We start from the raw sequence: 24,712 nt of genomic DNA on the forward strand, positions 1-24,712 counted from the left end.
ATGACGATATACGAAAAGAATATGCAGGCAATCCGGGAACATCATGTAAGACTTTATGAATATCTGGAAACGGCACAGCCGGAGCAATCAGTAGAGATACGCTATGAAGCAGCGGAAGATGAAATGCTTTATCCGATTGTGACAAAGGGCGGATTGGAATACCGGTTAAATAGTAAATATAATCCAAAGGAAGCATCCATGCAGTATGTCAGCCAGTTTGAAAAAGAAGGCTCCTACAGTGTGTTCTTTCTTTTGGGATTTGGAGACGGAAGAAGTATAGAAGCATTGGCGCAGACGCTGGATGAGACCATGACACTTATTGTATATGAACCATCCATTGCTATTTTCCAAAAAACATTAGAGACCTTTGATTATACTGAACTTTTAAAGAAGAAAAATGTGTATTTGATAGTAGAGTCAGAGAACATGCTGCAGGATTATTTAGAATCCGGTATCAGCTTCAACAATATCCGGATGCTGCGTCTTGGTATTCTTCCGAATTATGATTCCATTTATCCGAAGGAATGTAAACATATGTTAGAGACTATGATATATTTCATGAATAAGACGAAAACATATCGAAATACCATCTATAATTTCCGGGATGAGTTTGCGGCACATGCTCTCAGTAATATGTATGATTATCTCTGGCAGACAGATACCCATTATCTGAAAGAATGTCTTGCGGAGGAGGACTTGAGCGATGTACCGGCAATTATTGTGGCGGCAGGACCATCCTTAAATAAAAATGTGCAGGAACTGAAGCGGGCGAAAGGAAAAGCATTGATTCTTGTGGTGGATGCAGCACTCCGGGCAGTAGTAAATGCCGGAATTACACCAGATTTGGGAATGACGGTAGACGCAAGAGTTGCAGACCGCTTTTTTGAAGGAATTGATATCAGCACATTTCCGTTTGTATTTGAGGCAATATCCAGAGAAGAAATCGTAAAGAGACATACCGGCAAACATTTCTATGATGAATTTCCGTGTAATATGTTTGCAAAGGCTGTAATAGAAAGAAAAGGCTATGTCTTGGATGATATTTTAACCGGAGGTTCTATTTCTACCAGCGCATTTTCGCTGGTAAAGGCACTGGGTTTTAAGAAAATTGTATTTATCGGCCAGGACCTTGCTTTTACCGGAGGACAGAGCTATAACAGCGGTCTGAAAATGGATGAAAAAGAGAATGAGCAGCATCAGAAGAAACGTGTCATTGTGCAGGTAAAGGGCAATGATGGAACCATGCTGGATACAGACTATCAGATGGATATGTACCGGAAATGGATTGAAAATGAAATTTTAAAATTGCCGGAGGATATTACGGTAATCAATGCAACAGAGGGCGGTGCAAAAATAGAAGGCGCAAAAGTGATGACATTAAAAGAAGTCATTGATTCCTGCACGAAAGAAATTGATTTCGAAAAATTATTGCAGGAAGTACCACTGGCATTTACAGAAGAAGAACGGCAGGATATTATCGATGAGATAAAGGAAGAGCCGAAGCGTCTGGAAGAAGTAAAGGAAAATATTAAGAAAGCAACAGAAGTGGCAGAGCAGTTAGAACAAGCATCCAAAGATGGCGATGTAGAGGAGCAGAAGAAAATGCTGACAGAATTTGGGAATCTCAATGAAGAAATCCAGAAGGAACCGGTGCAGGATTTGTTACTATATTATAACAGTGAAATAGAATTTTCCATTGGGGATGATGTATTATCTGCAGATTTAACAATACCAGACTTATGCAATCGTGCAAAAGCCTGGTACAAAGGCTATGAATCTGCGGTAGATCGACTCATAGCAGATTTACATGAAAAATTTATTGACCGTCTATAACAGATAACATGGTTTGAATCCGGTGCTCAAAGGTGTGGGCATCTAAAATTTTACCAAGGGCGTTGGCAGCAATCTGCTGACGTTCTTTTTCGTGGGAAAGATAATAGTCGGCATAAGTTTCTGCTTCCTCATAGGAAGAATAATAAATGAAATCTTCTCCCGGAACAAAGTAATTCAGAAAATCTTCCTGATAATTGGTCAGCAGGAAACCACCGCTTCCCATAATATCGAATGCCCGCAGAGGAATGCCCTTTTGGATACTGCGCAATGTAATGTTAAGATTAATCTTTGAATGTTGGAAAACCAGAGGCATAATTTCATAATAGTCAATGGCTCCCATATTTTCTACTTTGGGAAGCTGCGGAGTAGGATTGTTGGTATAAAGCTTCACCTGATGCACTGCGGAAAGCTTTTTTAGGATTGCAGTGCGGTCTAATTCTGCCAGTTTCCTGGCAAGGAAATAGTTGGCATAAATATAGCGCGGTGTTTCGATGCCGTCTTCATTTGGCGCATATGGAACGGATTTTTGCATATCACTTAAGATGGTATCATTTAATAAACCGGGAATTAGGAATTCACCATATACCTGCTGCTGGGCGGCAATAATTGCATCGAGGTATCCCTTCGTAAAGGCAGGAAGCTTCTGATATAAGCGGTCATAAAGCAGGTGGTCTTCGTTATAAAGAGAACCGACAAAAGAAATCTCGGAAGAGATTTTATCAAGGATAGAATCTGCTGCCTGCATGGTGGAAAGTCTTTTTGCATTTGCAGCAAGCGGCAGATAGAATACCCGGTCAATGCCCCCCTGCTTTAACTCTTCGTAAATCGGATAATCGAAAAGAAAAATATAATTGGTGGGATAAGTAATCGTAAAGGAATACAAAGCCACCAGCGGACTGTCATAAACATAGGAAACATAACGGAGATTATGCCGATGAGTGCAGGTGGCAAGAATCGGATAATAGTTAAAGGAAAATACAAAGTCGTAGGAAGTATTTTCTACAGCGGCATCAAAAGCCGCATCATAGGCAGCACTTTTGCGGACATTATAATCCTCGTGCATAAATAAATCCGTTTCAATGTTACAGTTATGAAATGCTTCTAACATATCTTTTTTGGCAAAAGCCGGTGAATCAAGAAATAATATTTTCATAGAGTTCCTTTCATTAAAGAGAAATCGCAGATGATAACATTTTCTGAAGCTGCTTCTCATAAGTATAATGATTTAATACTTTTTGATAGCCGTTTGCAGCAATTTCTTTCCGTTCTTTTTCATGGGAAAGATAGTATTCGCATTTAGACAGAAGGTCATCAGGACTGGTAAAGATGTCTAAATCTTCTCCAATGGTAAAACATTCACTTAAATCATTCTGATAATTTGTCAGTAAGAAGCCACCGCATCCAAGAACATCAAAGACACGAAGGGGAATACCATTCCGGATGGATTTGCAGGTCATGTTCAGATTAATTTTGCTGTGGGCAAAGACCTGAGGCATTTCTGTTAAAGTCTTAACCCGTCCACGATTGTGGACAGGAAGAGCGTCTGCATCACTTCCGGTGTATAAGTCTACTGAAAAATGGGAGCCAAGAAGGGACAATAGGTGCTTCCGCTCATTGGCAGTTACCTTCATGCCAAGGTACTGCTGTGCAATGATATCCCGGTCAACCCGTCTGGCTTTTTCCGGCGGAATATAATAATCCGGCATACAGTCAATAAATTCTTTGACAATAGAATCCGGCAGCAATTCATTTAAAAGAAACGCACCGTAAATCTGTTCCTGTGCATCCATAATTCCATTCAGATAACCTTCGAGATAAGGGGAAGGATTCTTGATGGAATCATAAGGACATTTCTCTGTATAAAGCGAGCCTACAAAGGAAATATCACTTTTGTAGGAATCGGGATTGACATCAGTAAGAACGGAATTCCAACGGTTTACATTGGTTGCCAGCGGCAGGAAAAAGGTATGAGCCGGGTTATATGGCGCAAAGTCCTGATATTGCATGGAATCAAAGAGAAAAATACGGTTCCACTCATTCGAATAGGAATCCGAATATAATTCCATGACAGGACTGTCTACCGTCCAGCAGATATAAGGAAGCTTCATGATATTACAGATTTCCGATAAAACAGGATAAAAGTTTATCGAGAAAATGCAGTCGAAGGAAGATGATAACAGTGTATCAGAAACATGCTTGATGACTGTCTGTGTGGGAATATTTTTATCGGTAATTTCAAGATTAATACAGAATACTTCATGCCCTAAATGCTTCATGGCTTCGATAATATCCGGTTCGCAAATGCTTCCATAACGGTAGAATAGTATTTTCATGATAAACTTTCCTCTTCCTTGGATATAGAGTATAATAACTATAACTATTGTAACGAAATCGAAAGAAAGAAACAAGGTTAGAATAAGGAGAAATCGTCGCAGGACGAAAAGAAAATATATGGAACAGTTTTTTATGATTTTACAAAGAGGACTGGGGCAGCTGGATGCAACAGGGGAATATGAAGAAGGAACGCTGCGGGAGTTAAAGGAAAGCTACCAGAAATTTGATGCAGCGATGCAGCAGAATATGCTGCGCGTAATAGAACAGTCATTGGCAAAGTTTCCAATAACATTGCAGATTTACATCTGGTCATCCCTGCTGGCGGTTCTTCGGGATGAAAAAATCATTCCTTATATGGGAGAATTAACGGCAGATGACTCTTTGAATTTATGGCAGAAAGTGGAATTAATGAATCAGTTGCAGCGGACAATTTTTGCCAGTGAAATGATAAAGGATGACGAGGCAGAATATAAGAGAAACAGTGACGCTTATACTGCATTGATGGATGAAATCAGACAGCGGAATAAAAAGGAATTTTCCTATCTGCCGTGGGAAAAACGGAATAAAAAAATTGTTCTGATAACAAAACAGTTTATCGGAAGACAGCATGCACCGACGGAAATAACATTGCAGATGAACCGTTATTTAAAGGAACTGGGTTACGAAGTGGTATTATATGTCGCCTATATGCCAAATCGGAATACAGCACCGTTGTGGTATAAGCAGTGTCTGTGGAATAATTTTATGAATACAGCAGGAACATTTCAGGGAGAGATAGAAGGAGAGGAACTGAAGGGTTATAATCTGCTTTTTACACAGGAAAATTATCCGGAACAGCTTTATGATGCGGCGGAAATGATATGGCAGGAAGCACCTGAGTGGGTGCTTGAAATCGGTGATAAAACAATATTGGCAGATTTATGCCGGCAGTTTACCACCGTATTGACCAGAAGGTGTGTTAAGACAATTCCGGTAACCAATGCACCGATTATCGTACTGGCTTCGGATTATACCATGGCGGAAGAAAGACGATATCAGAGCTGGCTGAAACCGTACCAGCAGTTTGTGGAAGTAAAACATTCCATTGTGGGAAATACAGTGGTTGTGGAAAAAGAGAAGAAAGAAAATTATGGCATCCCAGAAGACAAGTTCGTAATTTTACTGGTGGGAAACCGGCTGGTGCAGGAAGTAACAGAGGATTTCCTTAAGACGATTTATACGATGCTAGAGGAAAATCCAAAAGCAGTACTGGCGGTTATTGGAAATTGCGAGGCACTGGAAAAAAGGATAGCAGAAGCATATCGGGAGCGTTTTTATTTCCTTGGATATACCGAAGAATTACAGAAAACCATGACCATAGGAGATTTGTTTTTGAACCCGCCAAGACAGGGCGGCGGTACCGGAGCCATGTATGCAATTTTACAGGAAATTCCGGTAGTGACACTGGACAACTGCGATGTGCAGGTAAATGTGGGCAAGGTATTCACCTGTGATTCTATTGAGTCGATGGTAAATCTGGTACATCAATATTGTGAAGATAAAGGATTCATGGAGAAGAAGAAGGAAGCATGCCGCAGAAAAGCAGAGGAAATTCTTGCAGTAGATGAAAAAGAAAACTATCGAAGGTTATGTGAATTTGTGGAAACTTATACGATAAGGCAGGAAAAGCAGGTACAGCATCCGGACGGGAGATAACATGGAGCATAGAATAAGAGAAGCAAAAGGGACAATTTTAATCTATAAGGGAGAACCAATCTGCTATAACATTTTAAATACATTTGCAGAGCAGCTGGGAGAAGCGTTACAGAGGCTTGGAGAAGAGGTAGAATATTTTGATGTGAAGCAGAGCGGCGAAGCTGCTCTGGCAGCTTATGCAGGAAAAACATATCAGGCGGTAATTGGCTTTCAGAGTTATCTTTTTGATATTTATCTTCCGAAGGCAGGCATTTATTTACATGACTTGATAAAGGGACCAAAAATAAATTTCCAGTTTGACCATCCAATCTGGATGAAGAATCATTATATCAGAATGCCGGAGCATTGCTATAGTGCAACCCATGACAGAAATTATGCGGCATTTATAGAAAAGTATTATCCGAGAATTGCAGGAAGTTCCATTATCTTTCCGGGAGGTTGTGAGAAGTCAGCAGGAGAGAATGGAAAACAGGAAGCAGAGCGGAATTTGAGGGGGGTGCAGGATAAAAAGGAATATCAGATATCCTTTATTGGCACCTATACGGACTATCGGAGTTATCTGCCACTGATCAGAAATAGCCAGGGAATCATTAAAAAGATAGCAGCCCATTTTCTGTTTCAGATGAAACAGCACCCGGAAGAGACTGCGGAGAAAGCATTGGAAGAATCCTTACGAAAAGATGGAATTGTACTATCGGATGAAGAATTTTTAGAAGTATTAGATGGTGTCAAGCCAATGATTTATTGCATCATGTCCTATTACCGGGAAAAAGCAGTAAAGGTAATTTTAGAAGCAGGCATTACACTGGAAGTATTTGGGGACAGTTGGAAGAAGAGCCCGTTTGGGGATTCACCATATCTTCGTATTCATGAAGCGGTGGATATGAGAGAAAGCCTTGAAGTCATGGAAAAAAGCCTTATATCTTTTAATGTGATGGCCTGGCATAAGGATGGATTTACGGAGCGGATTGCAAACAGCATGTTACAGCATAGCGTGGTGCTTACCGATGAAAGCACTTATCTGAAAGAGCAGTTTACAGATGGGAAAGATATTCTCATGTACCGGTTGAATGAACTTTATAAGATTCCGGAACTGCTTGCGGATTATCTGAAAGGGGCAGGAAGAGATAACCTGCAGATGATTGCAGAGAATGCTTATAGGAAAGCAAAGGAAAATTATACCTGGGAGCAGAGCGCAAAAAAGCTTCTTGCATTTATTGATGAAATAGATGCCCAGGAAAGAAAATGCAGTGAAAAGTGAAAATACTCTTGTGAAAATGAAGGAATGAACCGATATACATTCTATAGAAAGGCGGCACAGGATGTGCCAGGGTGAAAATATCATGGAAGATAATAGAAGAGAAGAAAAAGAAGCGTTAAAAGTATTGACGGAGTACAGCCCGAAATTATTAAAATCTATGAGAAATGTAATGGAAGAATTACATGGAAATCGTCAGCCGGATACCGATGAATATCTTTTGAGCATTATCAAAGGTATGAACTGGGAAATTCAGGTCTTAAATGGAACAATGGACTATCTCAATGAAACAGAGCAGCTTATTGATAAGCAGGCGGCAAATAATCTGTTTGTAAATTTCAGCAAAATATATCAGGAAAAAGATGATGCGAAGCTTGCAGAAGCCTTTGAGAAGGAAATGATACCATTTTTTGAAAAACTGGAAGAAGCAGCCAAAGTTAAAATGAATTAAAAAACTACTGATATCGAAAGGTATCAGTGTTTTTCGTTGCAAAGCAGGAGAGAACGATGGAAATATTATTCTGGCAATGGCATTCTTTTATGGGAAAAGGAATCGAACGTGCATTACACAGACTGGGTGTTGCATATGATACATTCTTTTATCAGATGAATGACTGGGAAAAAGATGACAGATTTGCAGAACAGCTGGAAAAAAAGATTCAGCAACAGGATTATGACGTAGTATTTTCTATTAATTTTAATCCAATTATATCAGACGTATGCCAGAATCATAAACTGCCTTATCGTGCGTGGGTCTATGATTCTCCGATTCATATCCGTAATACAAAGGCGTTGAAGAATTCTTATACGAAGGTATATTTTTTTGACAGGGGACAGGCAGAAGAATATCGAAGACAGGGAATTGATGCCGGATATTTACCGCTGGCAGCAGACGTGGAAACATTTTATCCGATTACAGTTACAGAAGCAGATAAAAAGGAATATGGAGCAGAGATTTCACTGGTAGGAAAATTATATCAGACTGTCTATCCACAGTATATGGCACCTTTGAAAGAGTATGACAGAGGATATTTGGAAGGTGTGATTGCGGCTCAGAAAAAAGTATATGGCGGCTATTTCCTGCCGGATTTTATAACGGATGATTTGATAGAGAGAATGAATGCAGTTTATCAGAAGCAGTGGAATGGAGAGATTACGGTAAATCATCGTGAAATTGAATTTCTGCTGGCCAGTGAGATTACACGAAGAGAGCGGCAGGAAATATTAACGCTTCTTTCCAATCATTTTGATGTAGCGCTCTATTCCGGAGAACAGAATGTAGCCATACCAAAGATAAGAAAGAAGAATTATATCGATTATTATACCCAGATGCCAAAAGTATTTAAATGCTCTAAAGTGAATCTTAATATTTCGCTGAAAACAATCCGGACAGGAATTCCGCTGCGTGTACTTGACATTCTTGCCAGTGGCGGATTTGTGATTTCAAACTTCCAGGAAGAGTTGGCAGAGTACTTCCGGCTGGGTGAAGAAATCATCACTTATGGAGATATAGAAGAGCTTTATTATCTGGTAAATTACTATTTGCAGCATGAAGAAGAACGGAAAGAAATTGCGGATAGAGGATTACAGAGGGTAAAAGAAGATTTTCGATTTGAAGAACGGATGAAAGTAATACTTGAGGACTTATAGCATGAGAAAAATTTCTGTATGTATCATCACGAAAAATGAATCAGAAAAATTGAAAAAGTGCCTGAAACAACTGATGGGGTATGGCTTTGAAATTATTGTAGTAGATACCGGTTCTACGGATGATACGGTTGTCATGGCGAAAAAATATGCAGATAAAGTATGTTATTTCAGCTGGTGCAATGATTTCTCCGCAGCACGGAATTATGCATTGACTCAGGCGTCCAATGACATTGTTATGATGATAGACAGTGATGAATATTTACAGGAAATAGATACAGGCGAGCTGGAAAAACTGTTAAAGCAGCATCCTTCTATGGTAGGGCGAATCAAAAGAATTAACCGCGTTTCCGTAGGAGAGCAGGAAACAGAATACATAGAACGGATTAACCGGATATTCTCCAGACAGCAATATGAATATTCGGGCAGTATCCACGAACAGGTTACAGCGAAAAATAAAGAAGAGTATGAAACTTACCTTGCTCCGGTTGTTATCTTGCATGATGGTTATGAAGGCACCGAAGAGGAGCGGAGGAAAAAAGCAGAACGTAATCTGAAGTTATTGTTAAAAGAGTTGGAGAACCATCCGGATGATACTTATTTCATGTATCAGATTGGAAAAAGCTATTATATGGCAGAGGATTATGAAGAAGCAATCCGGTATTTTGAAAAAGCATTGGGCTATGACTTGAATCCAAAGCTGGAATATGTAATTGACATGGTAGAAAGCTATGGATACGCACTTTTGAATACCGGGCGGGTTGAAACGGCATTGCAGTTTCAGGGGATTTATGAAGAGTTTGGAGACTGTGCAGATTTCAAGTTTCTGATGGGACTCATCTATATGAATAGTGAACGTTACGAAGAAGCAGTAGCTGAGTTCTTAAAGGCAACGGAGTATAAGAGCGCACGGATGACAGGAACAAATTCTTATCTGGCATATTACAATGCAGGCGTAATCCGGGAGTGCCTCGGAGACATCGGACAGGCACTGGAATATTATCGGAAATGCGGAGATTATGCAAAAGCACAGGAGAGAATCAGGGCATATGAGAAATAATATAAAAGAAAATATACTTGAATTAATACAGACTCTCTATGAAGCACACAGCAATGCGGAAGCACTGATAAAAGAAAAAGATAATCAGAGTGTTTGTGCACTTTTAGAGGATTGTCAGAATGCAGCAATACATATCGGAGAAAGCATTGAGCAGTCAGAAGGTGAGAATTTTATCACGGTGAAATATTTAGAAGCGTATTGTGAATTGCTTTATACGACCTCTGTAAATATTTCAAATGGAATATATGAGAAGATAAAAGAAAACTTAAATGCACAGCTTCATGTCATAGAAGATAGTGTAAGGGATGATATAAAAGGCAAATGGGAAATTGTATTTCTGCCATATAAAGTGTCCATGTGGGATTCGTTGGAAAGTATATGGAAACGGGCTTTTGAAGATGATGATTTTGATACATATGTGGTGCCGATTCCTTATTATGACAGAAATCCGGACCGAACCTTTGGCGAATACCATTATGAGGGAAAACTGTTCCCTGCTGATGTACCGATAACACATTATGAGGATTATAATTTTGCGGAACGGATGCCGGATGCAATTTTTATACATAATCCATATGACCTGGGAAATCTGGTTACAAGCGTGGAACCGAAATTTTATTCTAATATATTAAAAAATTACACGAACTTATTGATATACATACCATATTTTTTATTTCCAAAAGAACCGCAGACGCACTTAATCGATACTTTTGCACTGGAAAATGTGGACAGCATCTTTGTACAAAATGAAGAAGTAAAAGAAGCATATGTGAATCAGGCGAAAATAGTCGGTAATGAAAAGGTGTTAGAAAAGGTATTTGCAGTAGGTTCACCAAAGATTGATAAAATCTGTGAAATATGCAAAGACGGAATTCCTGTTCCGGATATCTGGAAAGAAGTGTCTGTAAATAAAAAGAAAGTATTTATGAATACCAATATCAGCCTGATATTGAATAATAAAGATAAATTTATTGATAATTTAAGAAGAATATTTGACATATTTAAGCGTCGGGGAGATGTGTTTGTAATATGGAGAGAGCATCCTTTGACGGAGGCAACCTTAAAATCCATGAAGCCGGAAATCAGAGATGCCTATTATGAAATCAGGTCAGATTTTGTGAAGGATGGCTTGGGAGTAATCGATACGAATTCGGAAGCATATGAGGCAATTTATTTTTCGGACTGCTATTTTGGTTCAGGTGGTTCGCTGGCACCAATCTATGCAGTAACCGGAAAACCGATTTTAATAACGGCATATAAATATCCGGACAATATCAGCAGCCAGCAGGCTACGATAGAGATGCTGCTTAAGCAGACAGAGAGAAGTATGTTTTTCTCGGAACGATATGAAAATTTTCTGGATTTGTTTTTAGATAATATTGATTTGCTGACCAGCTATAAGGAGAAACGGTTTGAATTTCTTTCGAAGATAGTAGACAGCATTGACGGAACAACCGGAAATAAAATTATGTTACAAGTAAAAGATATGCTAAATAAAGAAAGGCGAGGATAGAATATGAGCGATACAAAAAACAAAGTAAAAGAGATTTTCAGAGAATATTTAAAGGAAAACTTCAAACAGAATGCGGAAAATTTAAAAATATATATCTATGGTCATGAACTGCAGATATGTGGTGGTATTTTAAATTTTGAGGATGAACTTGATATAACACTGATTCATCAGGATCTCAGATTTATCGGTTATGAGTACTCAGGACATAAATATGAACTGGCTGAAAGCGTAGTACCATTTCCAGATAATGCAGTAGTACTGGTTTCCTGCATATATCCATACCGGTTCGATAATATTACAAATAATTTAATGGAATTGGGTTTAAAGAGAGAGCAGATTATTCATATAAGACCATTGGCAGAGAAGCTGTTAAATGTTTCAGCAGATTATTTTTCGCAGAATGGAATGGATAAGAAAGTAAAAACTTTGTTTGACAGCATTGGAAGAGATATTTCAAAAATAAGATATTTGGATATTGGTTCTAATACATGGCTTCTTTACAACAATTCATATATGTTTTATCGTGCTGGCTCAAATGGTGTGCTGGTAGAAGCAAATCCTGATTTTGTGGATGAGATTAAGAGGAACCGTCCGAGAGATAATGCGATTATGTGTGGCTGCTCTGATGTAAGAAGTGAGGAAGAATGGACTTATTATAAGACCAAGCATGCCGGATATAATACCTTTGTAAAGGAAGTGGCTGATACATATGAAGGCAGAGGGCTGGAAGTTCAGGAGATAAAGATTCCAATGAAGTACATTGGTGACATTCTGGAAGAGAATTTTAAGGACGGACATATTGATTTTATGTCGGTTGATGTGGAAGGCATGGGTGCGCGTATTGTGAATGCAATTGACTTTAACTGGTATGATATCGATGTAATCCTTTTGGAAATGGACTTCGAGAAGGAAGAGTCAAGAAAACTTTATATGAAATTATATGAACTGGGATATACCTCAAGATATAGAGGAATTGGAGCAGGAAAGGATTTTCTTTTCTTTAAAACAGATGTTTTTGATGCAGGTTTGTTAGAATAATATAAAGAGGAAGCGGAAAATGATAGAGGGAATCAGTAAACAGACAATTGAAAATTTTAACAGAATGTCTGAAAATAGAAAGATTGTGCTGGTAGGACTGGTCAATGAGAATGTGAAAAAAGCAATGTCTCTTTTTGACAACATTGAGTGTATTATTGATGGCGATACAGAACGTTGTGGCTTGCGGTATGAAGGCTTGCCGATTTATTCATATGAACATCTTTATGCACTTAGTCCGGACACACATATAATTCTTGTAACTGCCCGCACCGGTGGTGTGTATTCCGTTACAAATGCAGTCAAAGAAGTTGATACTTTTAATATTTTTTATCTCAATGTTATTGCGGATAAGTTTTTTGGATTTTTTTCCAATGAACTTTATAATAACTATGATAAAATCAGAAAAATGGAAGCAGCACTGTATGATGACCGGTCGAAGAAAATATATCGGGAAGTGGTAAGACGCAGGATAATCGGTGCAACCGGAGAATATAATAAATTAAAAACAAGAATAGACCCGCAATACCTTTATCAGGATATGTATAAGAATGTAAGCGGGAATGAAATCATTGTTGATTGCGGCGGTTATATTGGAGATAGTGTGGAGAAATTTGTCTTGGCTTTTGGCAATAAAGTTAAAAAAATATATTCTTTTGAATGCTTTGAAGATAATATTTTAAAGATAAAGGAAATGGGACAGACTCTGAAAAAAGAAGGCTGGTCGGGAGAACTGGTTGTTGCGTCTTATGCAGTGTCCGATAAAACGGATAAAATTATTTTTAATGATATTGGAAATCCGGACAGCGGTTATTTACCGGACAGCCGTTTGACGGTGCAGTATAATGAAAAATTAGCACCGATTAAAACAATTGAAGTTGAAACAAGAACAATCGATGGTTTTATACCGGAGGATGAAAAAGTTACCCTGATAAAGATGGATATTGAAGGTGCAGAGTATGATGCATTAAAGGGTGCGGAGAAAACCATAAAGAAAGATAAACCAAGATTAGCAATATCCATATATCACAATCCGAGTGATTATTGGAGAATTTATGAATTAATCCATGAGTTTTCGAGTGAGTATAAATTTGCAGTAAGACACCATCAGAATAACCATTTAGATACTGTTTTATATGCATGGGTGGAGGATTAAAAATGTTAATGGTATTTATGTCACAGCCGGATTTCGCATGTAATTGTCATGCGTTATGGAAATATGTTAAACAGCACACAGACTTTGAAACAGCCTGGATTATAAAGAAACCGGCATATTATGAAATATTGAAAGAACGTGGAATAAGATGTGCTGTTTATGATACGGTAGAGGCTAATAAAATAATAGAGAAAGCAAATGTCCTCATTGCCAATTCGTATACATTTCTTAACGTAAATAAAAGAGAAGACCAGTTGCTTGTGAATGTGTGGCATGGAAGTGGCGTAAAAGCCCATGATTATTATGACCATAATTTAAATCCACGTCATCTGATAAAACTGAAAAATTATTTTGGAAAAGTTGACCTTATGTGTGTACACAGCCTGGATGACCGGTTTAAGCTTGCGGCAATGCTAAACTTTGACTTACGAAAAATTTATGTTACAGGGCAGCCCCGCCTGGACTGCGTGAAAAAGTCAGATGGAAAAGGGATATTAAAAAAAGTGTTGGGAGAAAAGATATCGCGATATGAACATCTCATCTTTTTTGCACCATCCTATCGTTCCAACATGAGCTGCCATGCCGGAAAGATTTTTTCTGACAACATTTTTCGACTGGATGATTTTGACAATCAGGCGTTGGATGAATTTTTAACCCGCAATCATGCGGCGCTTGTATATAAGCTTCATCCGATTGAACAGACAGCATTCTTAGGCAGGAGTTTTGAAATGTCAGAGCATTGTTACGAGCTGACGGATGAAATGTTGTTTAAAAAGGATGTCAGATATGATGAAATATTAAATAGCTTTGATGTTATGGTAAGTGATTATTCCTCCATAGTATATGATTATCTTTTGCTGAACCGACCTGTTGTATATCTTCTTCCTGATTTTGAAGAATATAAAAATGCAAAAGGATTTGTATTTCATAACATATCTCTTTATATGCCGGGTGAGAAGGTATATGATTTTAAAAATCTTCTGAGTGCATTGGATGAAGCGTTTGTAAATCCGGATAAATATATTGATTTAAGAAATAATGTTCTTCTGAACAGATTTGATTATACTGATGATGGTTCGGCAGAACGCTGTTTTCAGCAGATTATGAACTTTAAAAAGCTAAATGATGAGTATATCCCATACCAGAGCGATGCAAAGACTGTGCCGCCAACCGTTGCGGAACAGATTGCAAAATATGTTGACAGCAGTAAGTATTATCTTATCGATAGCAGAAAAAAATATGACGATAAAGAAAAGCTTCTGGATGAAATTAACAGCGCAGAAAAAGTATATTATATTACTTCAGAAATACCCCCGGAATTCAGAAGCGTGAGTGCGAAAAATTCATACCGGATTGTTGACATTGAATTATTCGAGGAAATGAAAAATAATCCGAAGGTGAATATTGCACATATTATGGGTGGTGTGGATTACGAAAAGTTCTGTGTGGAAAGTACAACTGCTGAGAATAAAAAGAAGAGAATCGGTTTTGCAGGAACTATTGATAACCGGATATATTTTTCAATGGTTCAGTGTATCTGCGAGGAGTTTTCTGATTGCGAGGTTGTATTTGCAGGAACGATTATAGGAGATTACCCGGCGTGGCTTGGTGGTTTTGACAATCTTACTTATATCGAAGCGGAATATGATAAATTACCTGAGATTATCAGTTCGTTTGATGTGACAATTCTTCCCATCTTTGGAGGCCATAAAAAAACTGTGCCAATAGAATTGTATCAGTATCTTGCCTGTGGAAAAAATGTAGTAGCATCAGAGATAGAAAATCTGCCAGAATGTGAGGCTGTTTTTACAGGAAAATCAACATCTGAAGTGATAGATAATATAAGACTTATACTGTCGGGTGATTTACAGGAGAAGAACGTGGAAGCAGCAAGGACGGTTGCATTGGAGTATGACTGGAAGAAAGTTGCCAAAGATATGACAGAGGATAAATACAATTACAGCTTTACGAAATAAGGATAAATGCAGATAAGTATTGTTTGAATATGTGTATGGAGGGAAAAATGACAGATGTGATTATACTTGCCGGAGGAATCGGCAGCAGATTAAAGTCGGCGATACCAAAACAGTTTATAGAGATAGATGGCTGTCCGATTATTGTACATACGATAAAAAATTTTCAGGACAATGCAAATATTGATCATATTATAATTGTCTGCCTGGAAAAATGGATAGAGTATACGAAAGAAATTGTAAAGAAATATCATCTTGATAAAGTGACGGATGTTGTTCCGGGAGGAGAAACAGGACATATCTCCACCAGAAATGGAGTCTATTTTTTGAAAAACAGATTGTCGGAGGATGACTATGTAATTATCCATGATGCGGCCAGACCAATTGTATATCAGGATATTATCGATGATTTGATTGAAAAAGCAAAAGCCAATGGAAATGCCTGCAGTGCTGTCTCCTGTTACGAAACGGTTGTCCTGACAGAAAACCGGACATCAGGCAAAGAACAGATAGACCGTAACCGGATCGTAAGAGTTCAGACACCGCAATGCTACAACTACGGACTGATAAAATCACTCTACGAAAAAGCAGACAAGGATAATCGGGAAGACTTTGTTTATGCCAATATTCTTGCGATGAACTATGGCGTAGAGATTTATTTTTCCAAAGGAACAAATAACAATATTAAAATTACAACCAAGGATGATATCGCATTGTTCCGTGCACTGCTTTATTATATCAACAATGCCGAAGGTGAGGAGAATTAAATGGTATTAAGTTTACTGGAAGAACAGGAGTATAAAAGATACATAGAGGCATTTGATTTTTCAAAATATGTAAGAGATAAAACATTTCTAATAACTGGAAGTGGCGGAATGACGGGACAGGCAATGATAAAGTGGATTTTATATCTGAATAGTAAATTTCAGACAAATGCAAAAATATTTGCTTCAACCCGTAATCCAAAACACATCCCGGACTATATTGATGGTTCGGAAAACCTTGTAATGTGTGAGTTTGGAAAAGAAGAAGAAACTATTGGAGACGAGAAGGTTGATTATATCATCCATGCGGCTTCGCCGACAGAGAGAGATTTTTTTCTAAAATACCCGGTTGAGACCTATAAGGTTATTGTGGATGGAACAGCACATATGCTGGAACTGTGTGAGAAGAAGAAAGCGTCCTTTATACTGCTTTCGTCAGTAGAAGTGTATGGTGCATACAACAGTAAGGAAGCAATTGATGAAAAAAAGGTCGGAGCGGTTGACAGCCTGAATATTCGAAGTGGTTATCCTCTGGGGAAAAAAGGAGCAGAATTTTTAACCTATTCTTATTGCAAAGAATATGGCTGCAATGCGAAAATTGTCAGAATTTCTGCAATTCAGGGACTTTACCAGCCATACAATGAACTGCGCATCTATAATGAAATAACAAGATGCATCATGGAAAATAAAAATCTGATTATGAAGTCTGATGGAAAAAGCAAGAAGAGTATTATTTATACCTTGGATGCGGTTTCCGGAATTTTTAAAACCTTGTTTGAAGGTGAAAAGGGAGAGGTCTATAATCTAACCAACCCGGATACCTTTTTAACAGTAAATGAATTTGCGGAAAAGATATTTGGAAAATTTAATGACAAAGTGCATATAGAATTTGACATAGGCTCAGAGAGTGAAACAGGATATCTGCCGCATTTGGAAATTCTTCAGGATACAGAGAAAATATTAAAACTGGGATGGAAACCGATTACAGACTTGTACAGGATTTATGAAATCGACCTGAAGAGATGGAATTTTTCCTGGGGAGAAAAGTAAAGAAAGGATTTGCCTGTGTATATTGAAAAGATAAATACTCCGGAAGATATAAAAAAATATAACATAAATGAATTAGAAGTATTGGCACAAGAATTAAGAGAAGCAATCATAAATAAGGTGAGTGATTGCGGCGGACATCTTGCTTCCAACCTTGGCATTGTAGAGCTGACCATAGCCCTTCATTATGTTTTTGATGCACCAAAGGATAAGTTTGTGTTTGATGTTTCCCATCAGACCTACTGCCATAAAATGCTTACCGGAAGAAAAGCCGCTTTTATTAAAAAAGAAAATTATAAAGATGTCACAGGATTCAGTAATCCAAAAGAAAGCGAGTATGATTTATTTGCCCTTGGACATACTTCTACTTCCGTTAGTCTTGCGTGTGGACTGGCAAAAGCAAGAGATTTAAAACACGATTCGGAAAATGTGATTGCCGTTATAGGAGATGCTTCATTGGATGGCGGAGAAGCATTTGAAGCACTTAATTGTGCAGCGGAAATCAACAGTAACCTGATTGTGGTAATTAATGATAATGAAATGTCTATTCCGGAAAACCACGGAGCGTTGGGACGGCACTTAAAACAGTTGAAAGAATCCGCTGGAAAGCAGAAAGATAATTTCTTTAAAGCCTTGGGATTTGAATATCATCTGATTGAAAACGGAAATGACCTGGAATCCGTTATAAAAGAATTGGAAAGCGTAAAAGACACCAAAGTTCCTGTGGTTGTCCACGTTTGCACCCAAAAGGGAAAAGGCTATAAGCCGGCGGAAGAAAATAGTGAAAACTGGCATTGGGCAAGACCTTTTGACAAAGAGACCGGAAAAAATAAGAATGCCGGAATAGGCGAAAACTATGGAAATATTGTCGGAGAACATTTACTGAACAGAATCCAAAACGATCCGGAAGTTGCAGTAATAGCAGCATCCACTCCCATATGTATTGGCTTTGATAAAACAAGAAGAGAACTTGCGGGAAAACAATATATCGATGTAGGAATTGCAGAGCAGAATGCGGTTACAATGGCGGTGGGAATGGCAAAAAGAGGCTGTAAACCGGTATTTGCAACGAATGGTACTTTTATCCAAAGAGCATATGACCAGATTGAACAGGAAATGTGTATCAATCAGATACCGGCAACGATGATTGTAACCCATGCGTCTGTTTTCGGACACCACAATGACACACATATTGGAATTTTGGATATTCCATTACTTGCCAATATTCCGAATTTAACTTATTTGGCACCTGTGAATAAGGAAGAATATCTTGCTATGCTGGATTGGAGCATCGACCAGAAGGAGAAGCCGGTAGCCATAAGAGTGCCATGGACCGGAGTTAAGCACAGCGATTATGATGTGGCAGAAGAGTATGATAAAGTGTCCTATATGGTTATGCAAAAAGGGCAGGATGTATGTATCCTTGCACTTGGCGGATTTTATGAGCTGGGTGTTAAGACGGCGGCATTGATAAAAGAAACAAAGAATATACAGCCGACAATTATAAATCCAAGATTTATTACAGGCCTGGATGAGAACAGACTTGACTGGGTACTTGAGAATCACAAGATTGTTGTAACCATAGAAGATGGAATACTAAGCGGTGGTTTCGGTTCAAAAATTGCGCAGTATTATTCGGACAAAGATATTAAGGTTTATAATTTTGGATTTTCCATGGATATACCAAGGACATATGAGCCGGCTGAACTCATGGCTGAAAATTCGTTGACGGAAGAAAAAATCGTTGAAAAAATATTTCACCGGTAGATTCATTGGAAGGCATATCATAAAATGCAGCTCCTGTGTAACGCAGGAGCTGTTTTTTATCACTTCTGATTATTTAATTGATTTACTTCTTCTATCGATTCTATCGAAAGATTGCAAAGTTTTGCGATTTCCTTTGCATCAAACTTTCCTGTTTTTAAAAGACGAAGGGCAGTATCGGTAGAAGCTTGCTTTAATCCCTGCTCAACACCGGCGTCAAATTCGGCTTTTCTCAGTTTTTTCTCTTCTTCAACTTTATCATATTCAAAAATACTCATAGCAATTACCTCCGCCTGATTCTTCCTAAGAAAATCTGCCAGAATATTTTCCTGAATGCATTCGGTGACAGCCTTTTGCACGGCATCATCCAAAGGCATCTGTTCTGCAAAGGAACGAACCTTTGCAACATAGAAAGTGCCATATAGATTGTATAATATATGCTTTTTCACATTTTAACATAGCAAAAAGATTTGGACAAGAAGAAAAAATGTTATATACTAATTATAAATAAAAAGGCAATGAAAATAAAAGGAGCCATCCCATGAATATTTTGGTTTACCGCTGGAATTCCTACAACTACATAGACATCATTGCAACATTCCAATCCATGGGACATCAGGTGGATGTAATTGAGCAGGAACTGGAAAGCTATGATGAGGATGAAGTGTTTGCGGCACGTTTGCATGGTATCTTGCAGCAGAAAAACTATGACTTTGTTTTTACGGTGAATTATTTTGCAGTGATTTCCGGAGTATGCCAGCAGATGGGGATAAAGTATGTATCCTGGAGTTGTGACAGCCCGCTGCTTAGCATGTATCACAAGAATGTATTCTTGGACTGCAATTATTTCTTTCTCTTTGATAAGACCAATTATCTGGAATTCAAGGGAATGGGCGTAAAACATATCTGGCATCTGCCGCTGGCAGTGGATACGAACCGGCTGGATGAGCTATTTGCACAGGATACTATGGATAAAATGCAGTTAGCAGAAACAGATAGTGGGAATGCCTCAAAACATTCGGTGCGGGATTTTGCAGGCGGGATTTCTTTTGTAGGAAATTTATATGAGAAGAACAGCTATGATGAACTGGAAACAAGGTTCCCGGAATATTTGCGGGGTTATTTTGATGCTGTCATGGAGGCACAGCTTAATATCAGCGGCGGCAATATAATCGAACCGATGTTGACTGCGGATATCTTAGAGCGTGTATCGGAATATTTTGAACTGAAGAAATCGAAGGATTCTTTTTCTGATCTGGGGCTGGTATTTGCAACAACGGTGCTTGGGTTTAAAACTGCTTCTTTGCAGAGACAGCGTGCATTGCTGGCACTGGCGGCTAAATTCCCGGTAAACCTTTATACAAATACAGGCGGAGATACTTTGCTTCGGGTAAAGAATTGCGGCTCAGTAGATTATTGGTCGGAGATGCCGAAGGTATTTCGCTATTCAAAGATTAATCTTAATTTTACAATACCAAATATCAAGAGCGGTCTGCCGCTGCGGATATTTGATGTGCTTGGTGCAGGTGGTTTTCTGATGACAAATTACCAGGCGGAACTGCCGGACTATTTTGAAATCGGAAAAGATTTGGCTTGCTTTGAATCCGAAGCAGAACTGGTAGAGAAGTGCAGCTACTATCTTACCCATGAGGAAGAACGGCAGCAGATAGCAAAGAACGGTTATGAGAAAGTGAAGAACTGCTGCAGCTATCGGAAACGTCTGAAGTTTATGTTGGAAAAGATTGGGGAGGAGTAGAAGATAGTGGATTTATAAAAAAATTAGAGACGCTTTACAGTGTTTTTAGAAACTTGTATTGTATATGCTTCGACGGTTATGTTACAATAGCTACGAAACATATTTTTTCATAATTTTGGCAATATGCAAAAAGGAATCCGTATAATGCCTCATTTCATAGAATCAATGAACACATCTTATATTTCTTGAAAAATTCATGCTTTAAACTCACAGAAAAAGCAGGATTTTTTTAGAAAACTCCTGTGAAAAATTGCATAGGAGGAAGAATGAAATGCCCGCATTATCAATGTTTTATGGAATTATTGTACGCATGCAGAGTGAAAAAGGTGGAAAACATAGTAAACCACATATTCATGCGTTGCATGGAGAAGAGGAAATTGTAGTTTCGCTGAATGGAGAAGTATTGGAAGGCAAGTTCCCTAATCGGCAGTTAAAAATGCTATTGGCATGGATGACAATCCATGAAGATGAATTATATGCCAATTGGAAAATGCTAAGTGAGGGAGAAGGCTATTTCCGGATAGCTCCATTAAAATAATGGAACAGAACAAGGAGGATATGAAGATGCTTAGACCAACGGCTACAAGCGTTCGGGCGGAAGAAGGTTATATTCTTGATGTTGAATTTGATAATGGAGAAAGAAAACGGTTTGATGTTAAACCATATATAAAAGGTTCGTGGTATGGGAAATTGGAGAACCCGGATTACTTTAGAAGGGTAAGAACAGATGGATATACTGTTGTATGGCCGGAAGGTCAGGATATCTGTCCGGATGAATTGTATACACAAAGCACCAGCTTCGCAAAATAAAGAACATAACCTGCCACCGGCAGCAAAAAAATAAGACCTGATTTTTCCCACATGTAAAAGTCAGGTCTTATAAATATTTATCCAACATCAAACCAGAGTACATAGACGTAATATAAGGTGTGGCAAAATTCTTGCCCGGGTTCTTGTAAGCAACAATTACTTTGTCCACGTACTGCATCGGATTTAAGGAAGCCTGGTTGGCTTTTACGCTTAAAGCATTCTTAAAGCGGTTTAATACATGGAAACTCTCGGTGGCATCATCCGATTCGACAGCGTCCGCCAGTAAATCCCGGTCAACGGAAATAGTAGAATCAGAATTTATAATAAGTCCGATGGCTTCAAAATCATTTTTAAAATGCTGTGCAACACCGCTCATATCAGAAAGCAGCTTCTGGCTGGTCGGCTGCGACTCGCGGTATTCATTAGCGGTATCCACCATGGAATTATAGGAATCCACCAGTTCCTGAATATTATCGGCAACGGCATCCACATTTGCTTTAAAACCAAGGGTAGCAGGTCTGCCTTCCGGGCTGACCGCTTTCAGGTGTACTTCAAAAGTATTGTTGATGGTAAACGTATTGGAATAGGAACTGTGTTCCGTACCGTTTAACAGAAAAACGGAATTGGAAGCTGCATCCGTAACCTTGTTAATACCAAGCTTATCCATTGCCTGTATGGATTCGTTGGAAGTTCCCGGCAGAATCTGGAACAGAAAATCTTCGTCATCCTTAAGACCGGTCTGTCTGGAAGTTAAGACCAGGGCACTGTGGCCGGAGTCATCTTCTTTAACATCTGCATGAATGCCAATGCTGGCAGTATTGAAAAGCCTTGCCAGCTTATCCTGGACACTCCGGTTGGTATCATCCGGATTTACATTGAACTGGAACTCATAGGAAGCACTGCTGGTATTCAGATCAAAGGAATAACTGCCTGGTTTAAAAGCAAGCTGGTCATCCTTTAAGTAATTACCGTAGTTTAACTGCGGAGAAGCAAGCTTCTTGATTTCCATCTGAAAGCTGTTGGTATTCTCGCCGGAATCTCCGTTTCCAATATAATCTGCATCAACAATATCATCCTGATCAGAAACGGCAATTTTTTTCTGAAAAGCCTCTGCAAGACTGTCACCGGTAGATAAAGAAGCAATGACATTTTTTAAATCACGGGCATGCTCTTTGATATCGATAGCAAACTTCTGTGCATCAGCAGAATCTTTTATTTTGTAAAGAGGGGATTCTTTATTGATTTTTACAATATTATTGTAAACAGAGCGCAACTCACTCTTCTTGTGGGAATCATACCGGGAAACGGTAGACTTGCCATAAGTTGTAAGATAATAATTATACATATTATCAAGAATAGCAGATGCCATAAATAACCCCCTCCTTTCTTCCATGAAATGTGCATCTTCCTGATACCGGGGTATAGTAAAATCCATTTATACATATCTAATATAGCATAAAAATAAGAAAAAGTCATCTACAAGATATACAAAAAATGTTGCAAAAACGCTAGATTTTGTGGTAATATATGTACTAGATTACAAGTTTACAGAGAATGTGAAAAAAGAGTTGACGCTCCATGTGGTTTGTGCTATCATAGACTAGCTTGGAAGTAAGTCTTTTTTTTATGCCTAAAAATAGGCATAGAAAACACAAAGAAAGTAATGGAGGTGGAAGTTGTGCGCACAAAGATTACATTAGCATGCACAGAATGCAAGCAGCGTAATTACAACATGACAAAAGACAAGAAAGCTCATCCAGACAGAATGGAGACAAAGAAGTATTGTAGATTCTGCAAGACTCATACATTACACAAAGAAACAAAATAATTTGTGAATGCGTGACAATGAGCAAAAAGAAAAGGAAGTGACAAAATGGGAGAAACCGAAAACAAGAACACAGCAGTAAAAGAGAGCTGGTTCGCCGGTCTTAAGGCTGAATTCAAAAAAATCATTTGGCCTACAAAAGAATCACTTGCCCGTCAGACAACAGCAGTTGTTATTGTGTCAGTTGTACTTGGTCTGATAATTACACTTCTGGATACAATCATCCAGTACGGTGTGAATTTTCTAGTGAATTTATAATGGAGGCATAGGTGATTATGGCAGAGGCACACTGGTATGTAGTTCATACCTATTCAGGTTATGAGAATAAGGTCAAAGCGAACATCGATAAGGCAATCGAGAACCGGCATTTAGAAGAGCAGATACTCGAAGTCAGAGTACCGATGCAGGATGTTGTCGAGCTTAAGAACGGTGCGAAAAAGCAGGTTCAGAAGAAAATGTTCCCGGGATATGTGCTTATCAATATGGTCATGAATGATGATACCTGGTATGTGGTAAGAAATACCAGAGGCGTAACCGGATTTGTTGGACCGGGATCTAAGCCGGTACCACTCACTGACGCTGAAATGAGACCACTGGGAATCAAGTCAGACAACATTGTCGTAGATTTCGATGAAGGCGATACTGTCGTTGTAATCGGTGGTGTGTGGAAGGACACCATCGGTGTTATCCAGCGTATGGATCACGGAAAACAGATTTGTACGATTAATGTGGATTTATTTGGCCGGGAGACTCCGGTCGAGATTAGTTTTTCAGATGTAAAGAAGATGAATTAAAGGAGGCAACCTCAAATGGCAAAGAAAGTAGAAGGATATATCAAATTGCAGATTCCTGCCGGCAAAGCAACTCCGGCACCACCTGTTGGACCTGCTTTAGGTCAGCACGGTGTGAATATTGTGGAATTCACAAAACAGTTTAATGCAAAAACAGCAGATATGGGAGACACAATCGTTCCTGTAGTTATCACTGTTTACGCAGACAGAAGCTTCAGCTTCATTACAAAAACTCCTCCAGCAGCAGTACTGCTGAAGAAGGCCTGCAACTTAAAGAGTGCATCAGCAACTCCTAACAAGACAAAAGTTGCAAAAATTTCTAAAGCTAAGCTTCAGGAAATCGCTGAGCTGAAAATGCCAGACTTAAATGCTGCATCTGTTGAAGCTGCAATGAGCATGATCGCTGGTACAGCAAGAAGTATGGGTATTGAAGTAGAAGAGTAACCCAGAA

25 protein-coding genes are annotated in these 24,712 nt (G+C 38.7%); 21 read left to right on the plus strand and 4 right to left on the minus strand.

All coding sequences use genetic code 11. The features are described 5' to 3' along the window. Complete coding sequence (locus tag DWV68_RS00125; protein ID WP_197420784.1) at nt 1–1,833, plus strand: motility associated factor glycosyltransferase family protein; 1,833 nt, start codon at nt 1–3, stop codon at nt 1,831–1,833. On the opposite strand, the gene DWV68_RS00130 is transcribed toward DWV68_RS00125, so the two are convergent. Together DWV68_RS00130 and DWV68_RS00135 are read right to left on the minus strand one after the other, a co-directional pair. Next, nucleotides 1,817–2,986, minus strand: coding sequence for a CgeB family protein (locus DWV68_RS00130; RefSeq protein ID WP_117697317.1), 1,170 nt, complete (start codon nt 2,984–2,986; stop codon nt 1,817–1,819). The two genes, DWV68_RS00125 and DWV68_RS00130, sit on opposite strands and share 17 nt — an antisense overlap. Nucleotides 2,987–2,999: 13 nt before the next feature. Then, the gene (locus tag DWV68_RS00135; protein ID WP_118664669.1) at nt 3,000–4,166 is read right to left on the minus strand and encodes a CgeB family protein; all 1,167 of its coding nucleotides are present in this window, start codon (nt 4,164–4,166) and stop codon (nt 3,000–3,002) included. A gap of 118 nt (nt 4,167–4,284) precedes the next feature. Between DWV68_RS00135 and DWV68_RS00140 the strand changes: the two genes are divergently transcribed. From DWV68_RS00140 to DWV68_RS00195, 12 genes are all read left to right on the plus strand, one after another. Next, complete coding sequence (locus DWV68_RS00140; protein WP_118664671.1) at nt 4,285–5,862, plus strand: glycosyltransferase; 1,578 nt, start codon at nt 4,285–4,287, stop codon at nt 5,860–5,862. A 1-nt stretch (nt 5,863) separates the two neighbouring features. Continuing rightward, nucleotides 5,864–7,123 (plus strand): glycosyltransferase family protein, encoded by a 1,260-nt coding sequence (locus tag DWV68_RS00145; RefSeq protein ID WP_117841483.1) that lies wholly within the window; start codon nt 5,864–5,866, stop codon nt 7,121–7,123. Between the two features lie 61 nt (nt 7,124–7,184). After that, nucleotides 7,185–7,571 carry a molecular chaperone gene (locus DWV68_RS00150; RefSeq protein WP_242988670.1) on the plus strand — a complete coding sequence of 129 codons (387 nt, stop codon included), beginning with the start codon at nt 7,185–7,187 and terminating at the stop codon, nt 7,569–7,571. A gap of 56 nt (nt 7,572–7,627) precedes the next feature. Then, nucleotides 7,628–8,770 carry a CgeB family protein gene (locus DWV68_RS00155; protein ID WP_117697311.1) on the plus strand — a complete coding sequence of 381 codons (1,143 nt, stop codon included), beginning with the start codon at nt 7,628–7,630 and terminating at the stop codon, nt 8,768–8,770. Nucleotide 8,771: 1 nt separating this feature from the next. After that, nucleotides 8,772–9,827 carry a glycosyltransferase gene (locus DWV68_RS00160; protein WP_117946030.1) on the plus strand — a complete coding sequence of 352 codons (1,056 nt, stop codon included), beginning with the start codon at nt 8,772–8,774 and terminating at the stop codon, nt 9,825–9,827. Then, on the plus strand, nt 9,817–11,340 hold the full coding sequence (locus tag DWV68_RS00165) for a hypothetical protein (protein WP_117697307.1): 1,524 nt from the start codon (nt 9,817–9,819) through the stop codon (nt 11,338–11,340). Before DWV68_RS00160 ends, DWV68_RS00165 begins: the two co-directional genes overlap by 11 nt. 3 nt (nt 11,341–11,343) lie before the next feature. Continuing rightward, nucleotides 11,344–12,378 carry an FkbM family methyltransferase gene (locus DWV68_RS00170; RefSeq protein WP_117697305.1) on the plus strand — a complete coding sequence of 345 codons (1,035 nt, stop codon included), beginning with the start codon at nt 11,344–11,346 and terminating at the stop codon, nt 12,376–12,378. Nucleotides 12,379–12,397: 19 nt separating this feature from the next. Next, nucleotides 12,398–13,531: an FkbM family methyltransferase gene (locus tag DWV68_RS00175; protein ID WP_118173123.1), complete on the plus strand. Its 1,134-nt coding sequence runs from the start codon at nt 12,398–12,400 to the stop codon at nt 13,529–13,531. Between the two features lie 2 nt (nt 13,532–13,533). Then, nucleotides 13,534–15,507: a CDP-glycerol glycerophosphotransferase family protein gene (locus DWV68_RS00180; protein WP_117697301.1), complete on the plus strand. Its 1,974-nt coding sequence runs from the start codon at nt 13,534–13,536 to the stop codon at nt 15,505–15,507. A gap of 47 nt (nt 15,508–15,554) precedes the next feature. Next, nucleotides 15,555–16,271, plus strand: a complete 717-nt coding sequence (locus DWV68_RS00185; protein WP_117697299.1) for an IspD/TarI family cytidylyltransferase — start codon at nt 15,555–15,557, stop codon at nt 16,269–16,271. After that, nucleotides 16,272–17,318 carry an NAD-dependent epimerase/dehydratase family protein gene (locus DWV68_RS00190; RefSeq protein WP_118664673.1) on the plus strand — a complete coding sequence of 349 codons (1,047 nt, stop codon included), beginning with the start codon at nt 16,272–16,274 and terminating at the stop codon, nt 17,316–17,318. A gap of 15 nt (nt 17,319–17,333) precedes the next feature. After that, on the plus strand, nt 17,334–19,082 hold the full coding sequence (locus tag DWV68_RS00195; RefSeq protein WP_022242917.1) for a 1-deoxy-D-xylulose-5-phosphate synthase: 1,749 nt from the start codon (nt 17,334–17,336) through the stop codon (nt 19,080–19,082). Between the two features lie 59 nt (nt 19,083–19,141). Here DWV68_RS00195 and DWV68_RS00200 read toward each other — a convergent pair whose 3' ends face one another. Continuing rightward, a complete protein-coding gene (locus DWV68_RS00200) occupies nt 19,142–19,357 on the minus strand; it encodes a hypothetical protein (RefSeq protein WP_147404522.1) in 216 nt (71 codons plus the stop codon). Nucleotides 19,358–19,390: 33 nt separating this feature from the next. Between DWV68_RS00200 and DWV68_RS15135 the strand changes: the two genes are divergently transcribed. The 4 genes from DWV68_RS15135 (at nt 19,391) to DWV68_RS00215 (ending at nt 21,645) form a co-directional block, all read left to right on the plus strand. Next, nucleotides 19,391–19,504 carry a hypothetical protein gene (locus tag DWV68_RS15135; protein WP_442970094.1) on the plus strand — a complete coding sequence of 38 codons (114 nt, stop codon included), beginning with the start codon at nt 19,391–19,393 and terminating at the stop codon, nt 19,502–19,504. A gap of 116 nt (nt 19,505–19,620) precedes the next feature. Further along, nucleotides 19,621–20,835: a CgeB family protein gene (locus DWV68_RS00205; protein ID WP_118664677.1), complete on the plus strand. Its 1,215-nt coding sequence runs from the start codon at nt 19,621–19,623 to the stop codon at nt 20,833–20,835. Nucleotides 20,836–21,106: 271 nt separating this feature from the next. Continuing rightward, nucleotides 21,107–21,373, plus strand: coding sequence for a DUF4160 domain-containing protein (locus DWV68_RS00210; protein WP_118664679.1), 267 nt, complete (start codon nt 21,107–21,109; stop codon nt 21,371–21,373). A 26-nt stretch (nt 21,374–21,399) separates the two neighbouring features. Then, nucleotides 21,400–21,645, plus strand: a complete 246-nt coding sequence (locus DWV68_RS00215; protein ID WP_022242921.1) for a DUF2442 domain-containing protein — start codon at nt 21,400–21,402, stop codon at nt 21,643–21,645. A 67-nt stretch (nt 21,646–21,712) separates the two neighbouring features. Here the strand turns inward: DWV68_RS00215 and fliD are convergent, their stop codons facing one another. Then, nucleotides 21,713–23,014, minus strand: coding sequence for a flagellar filament capping protein FliD (gene fliD, locus DWV68_RS00220; RefSeq protein WP_118664681.1), 1,302 nt, complete (start codon nt 23,012–23,014; stop codon nt 21,713–21,715). A gap of 309 nt (nt 23,015–23,323) precedes the next feature. Here fliD and rpmG point away from each other — a divergent pair, with 309 nt between their 5' ends. From rpmG to rplK, 4 genes are read left to right on the plus strand one after another with little or no spacing between them, the layout of a single operon-like run. Continuing rightward, on the plus strand, nt 23,324–23,473 hold the full coding sequence (gene rpmG, locus DWV68_RS00225) for a 50S ribosomal protein L33 (protein WP_117697288.1): 150 nt from the start codon (nt 23,324–23,326) through the stop codon (nt 23,471–23,473). A gap of 45 nt (nt 23,474–23,518) precedes the next feature. Further along, on the plus strand, nt 23,519–23,728 hold the full coding sequence (secE, locus tag DWV68_RS00230; RefSeq protein WP_022242923.1) for a preprotein translocase subunit SecE: 210 nt from the start codon (nt 23,519–23,521) through the stop codon (nt 23,726–23,728). Nucleotides 23,729–23,745: 17 nt separating this feature from the next. Next, entirely contained in the window at nt 23,746–24,264 is a 519-nt protein-coding gene (gene nusG, locus DWV68_RS00235) for a transcription termination/antitermination protein NusG (protein WP_022242924.1), read from the plus strand. Between the two features lie 15 nt (nt 24,265–24,279). Then, entirely contained in the window at nt 24,280–24,705 is a 426-nt protein-coding gene (rplK, locus tag DWV68_RS00240; RefSeq protein WP_117841463.1) for a 50S ribosomal protein L11, read from the plus strand. The last annotated feature ends 7 nt before the right edge of the window (nt 24,706–24,712 follow it).

Origin of the sequence: Roseburia sp. AF12-17LB, from assembly GCF_003479605.1 — a bacterium.
Taxonomy (GTDB): Bacteria; Bacillota; Clostridia; order Lachnospirales; family Lachnospiraceae; genus Roseburia_C; species Roseburia_C amylophila.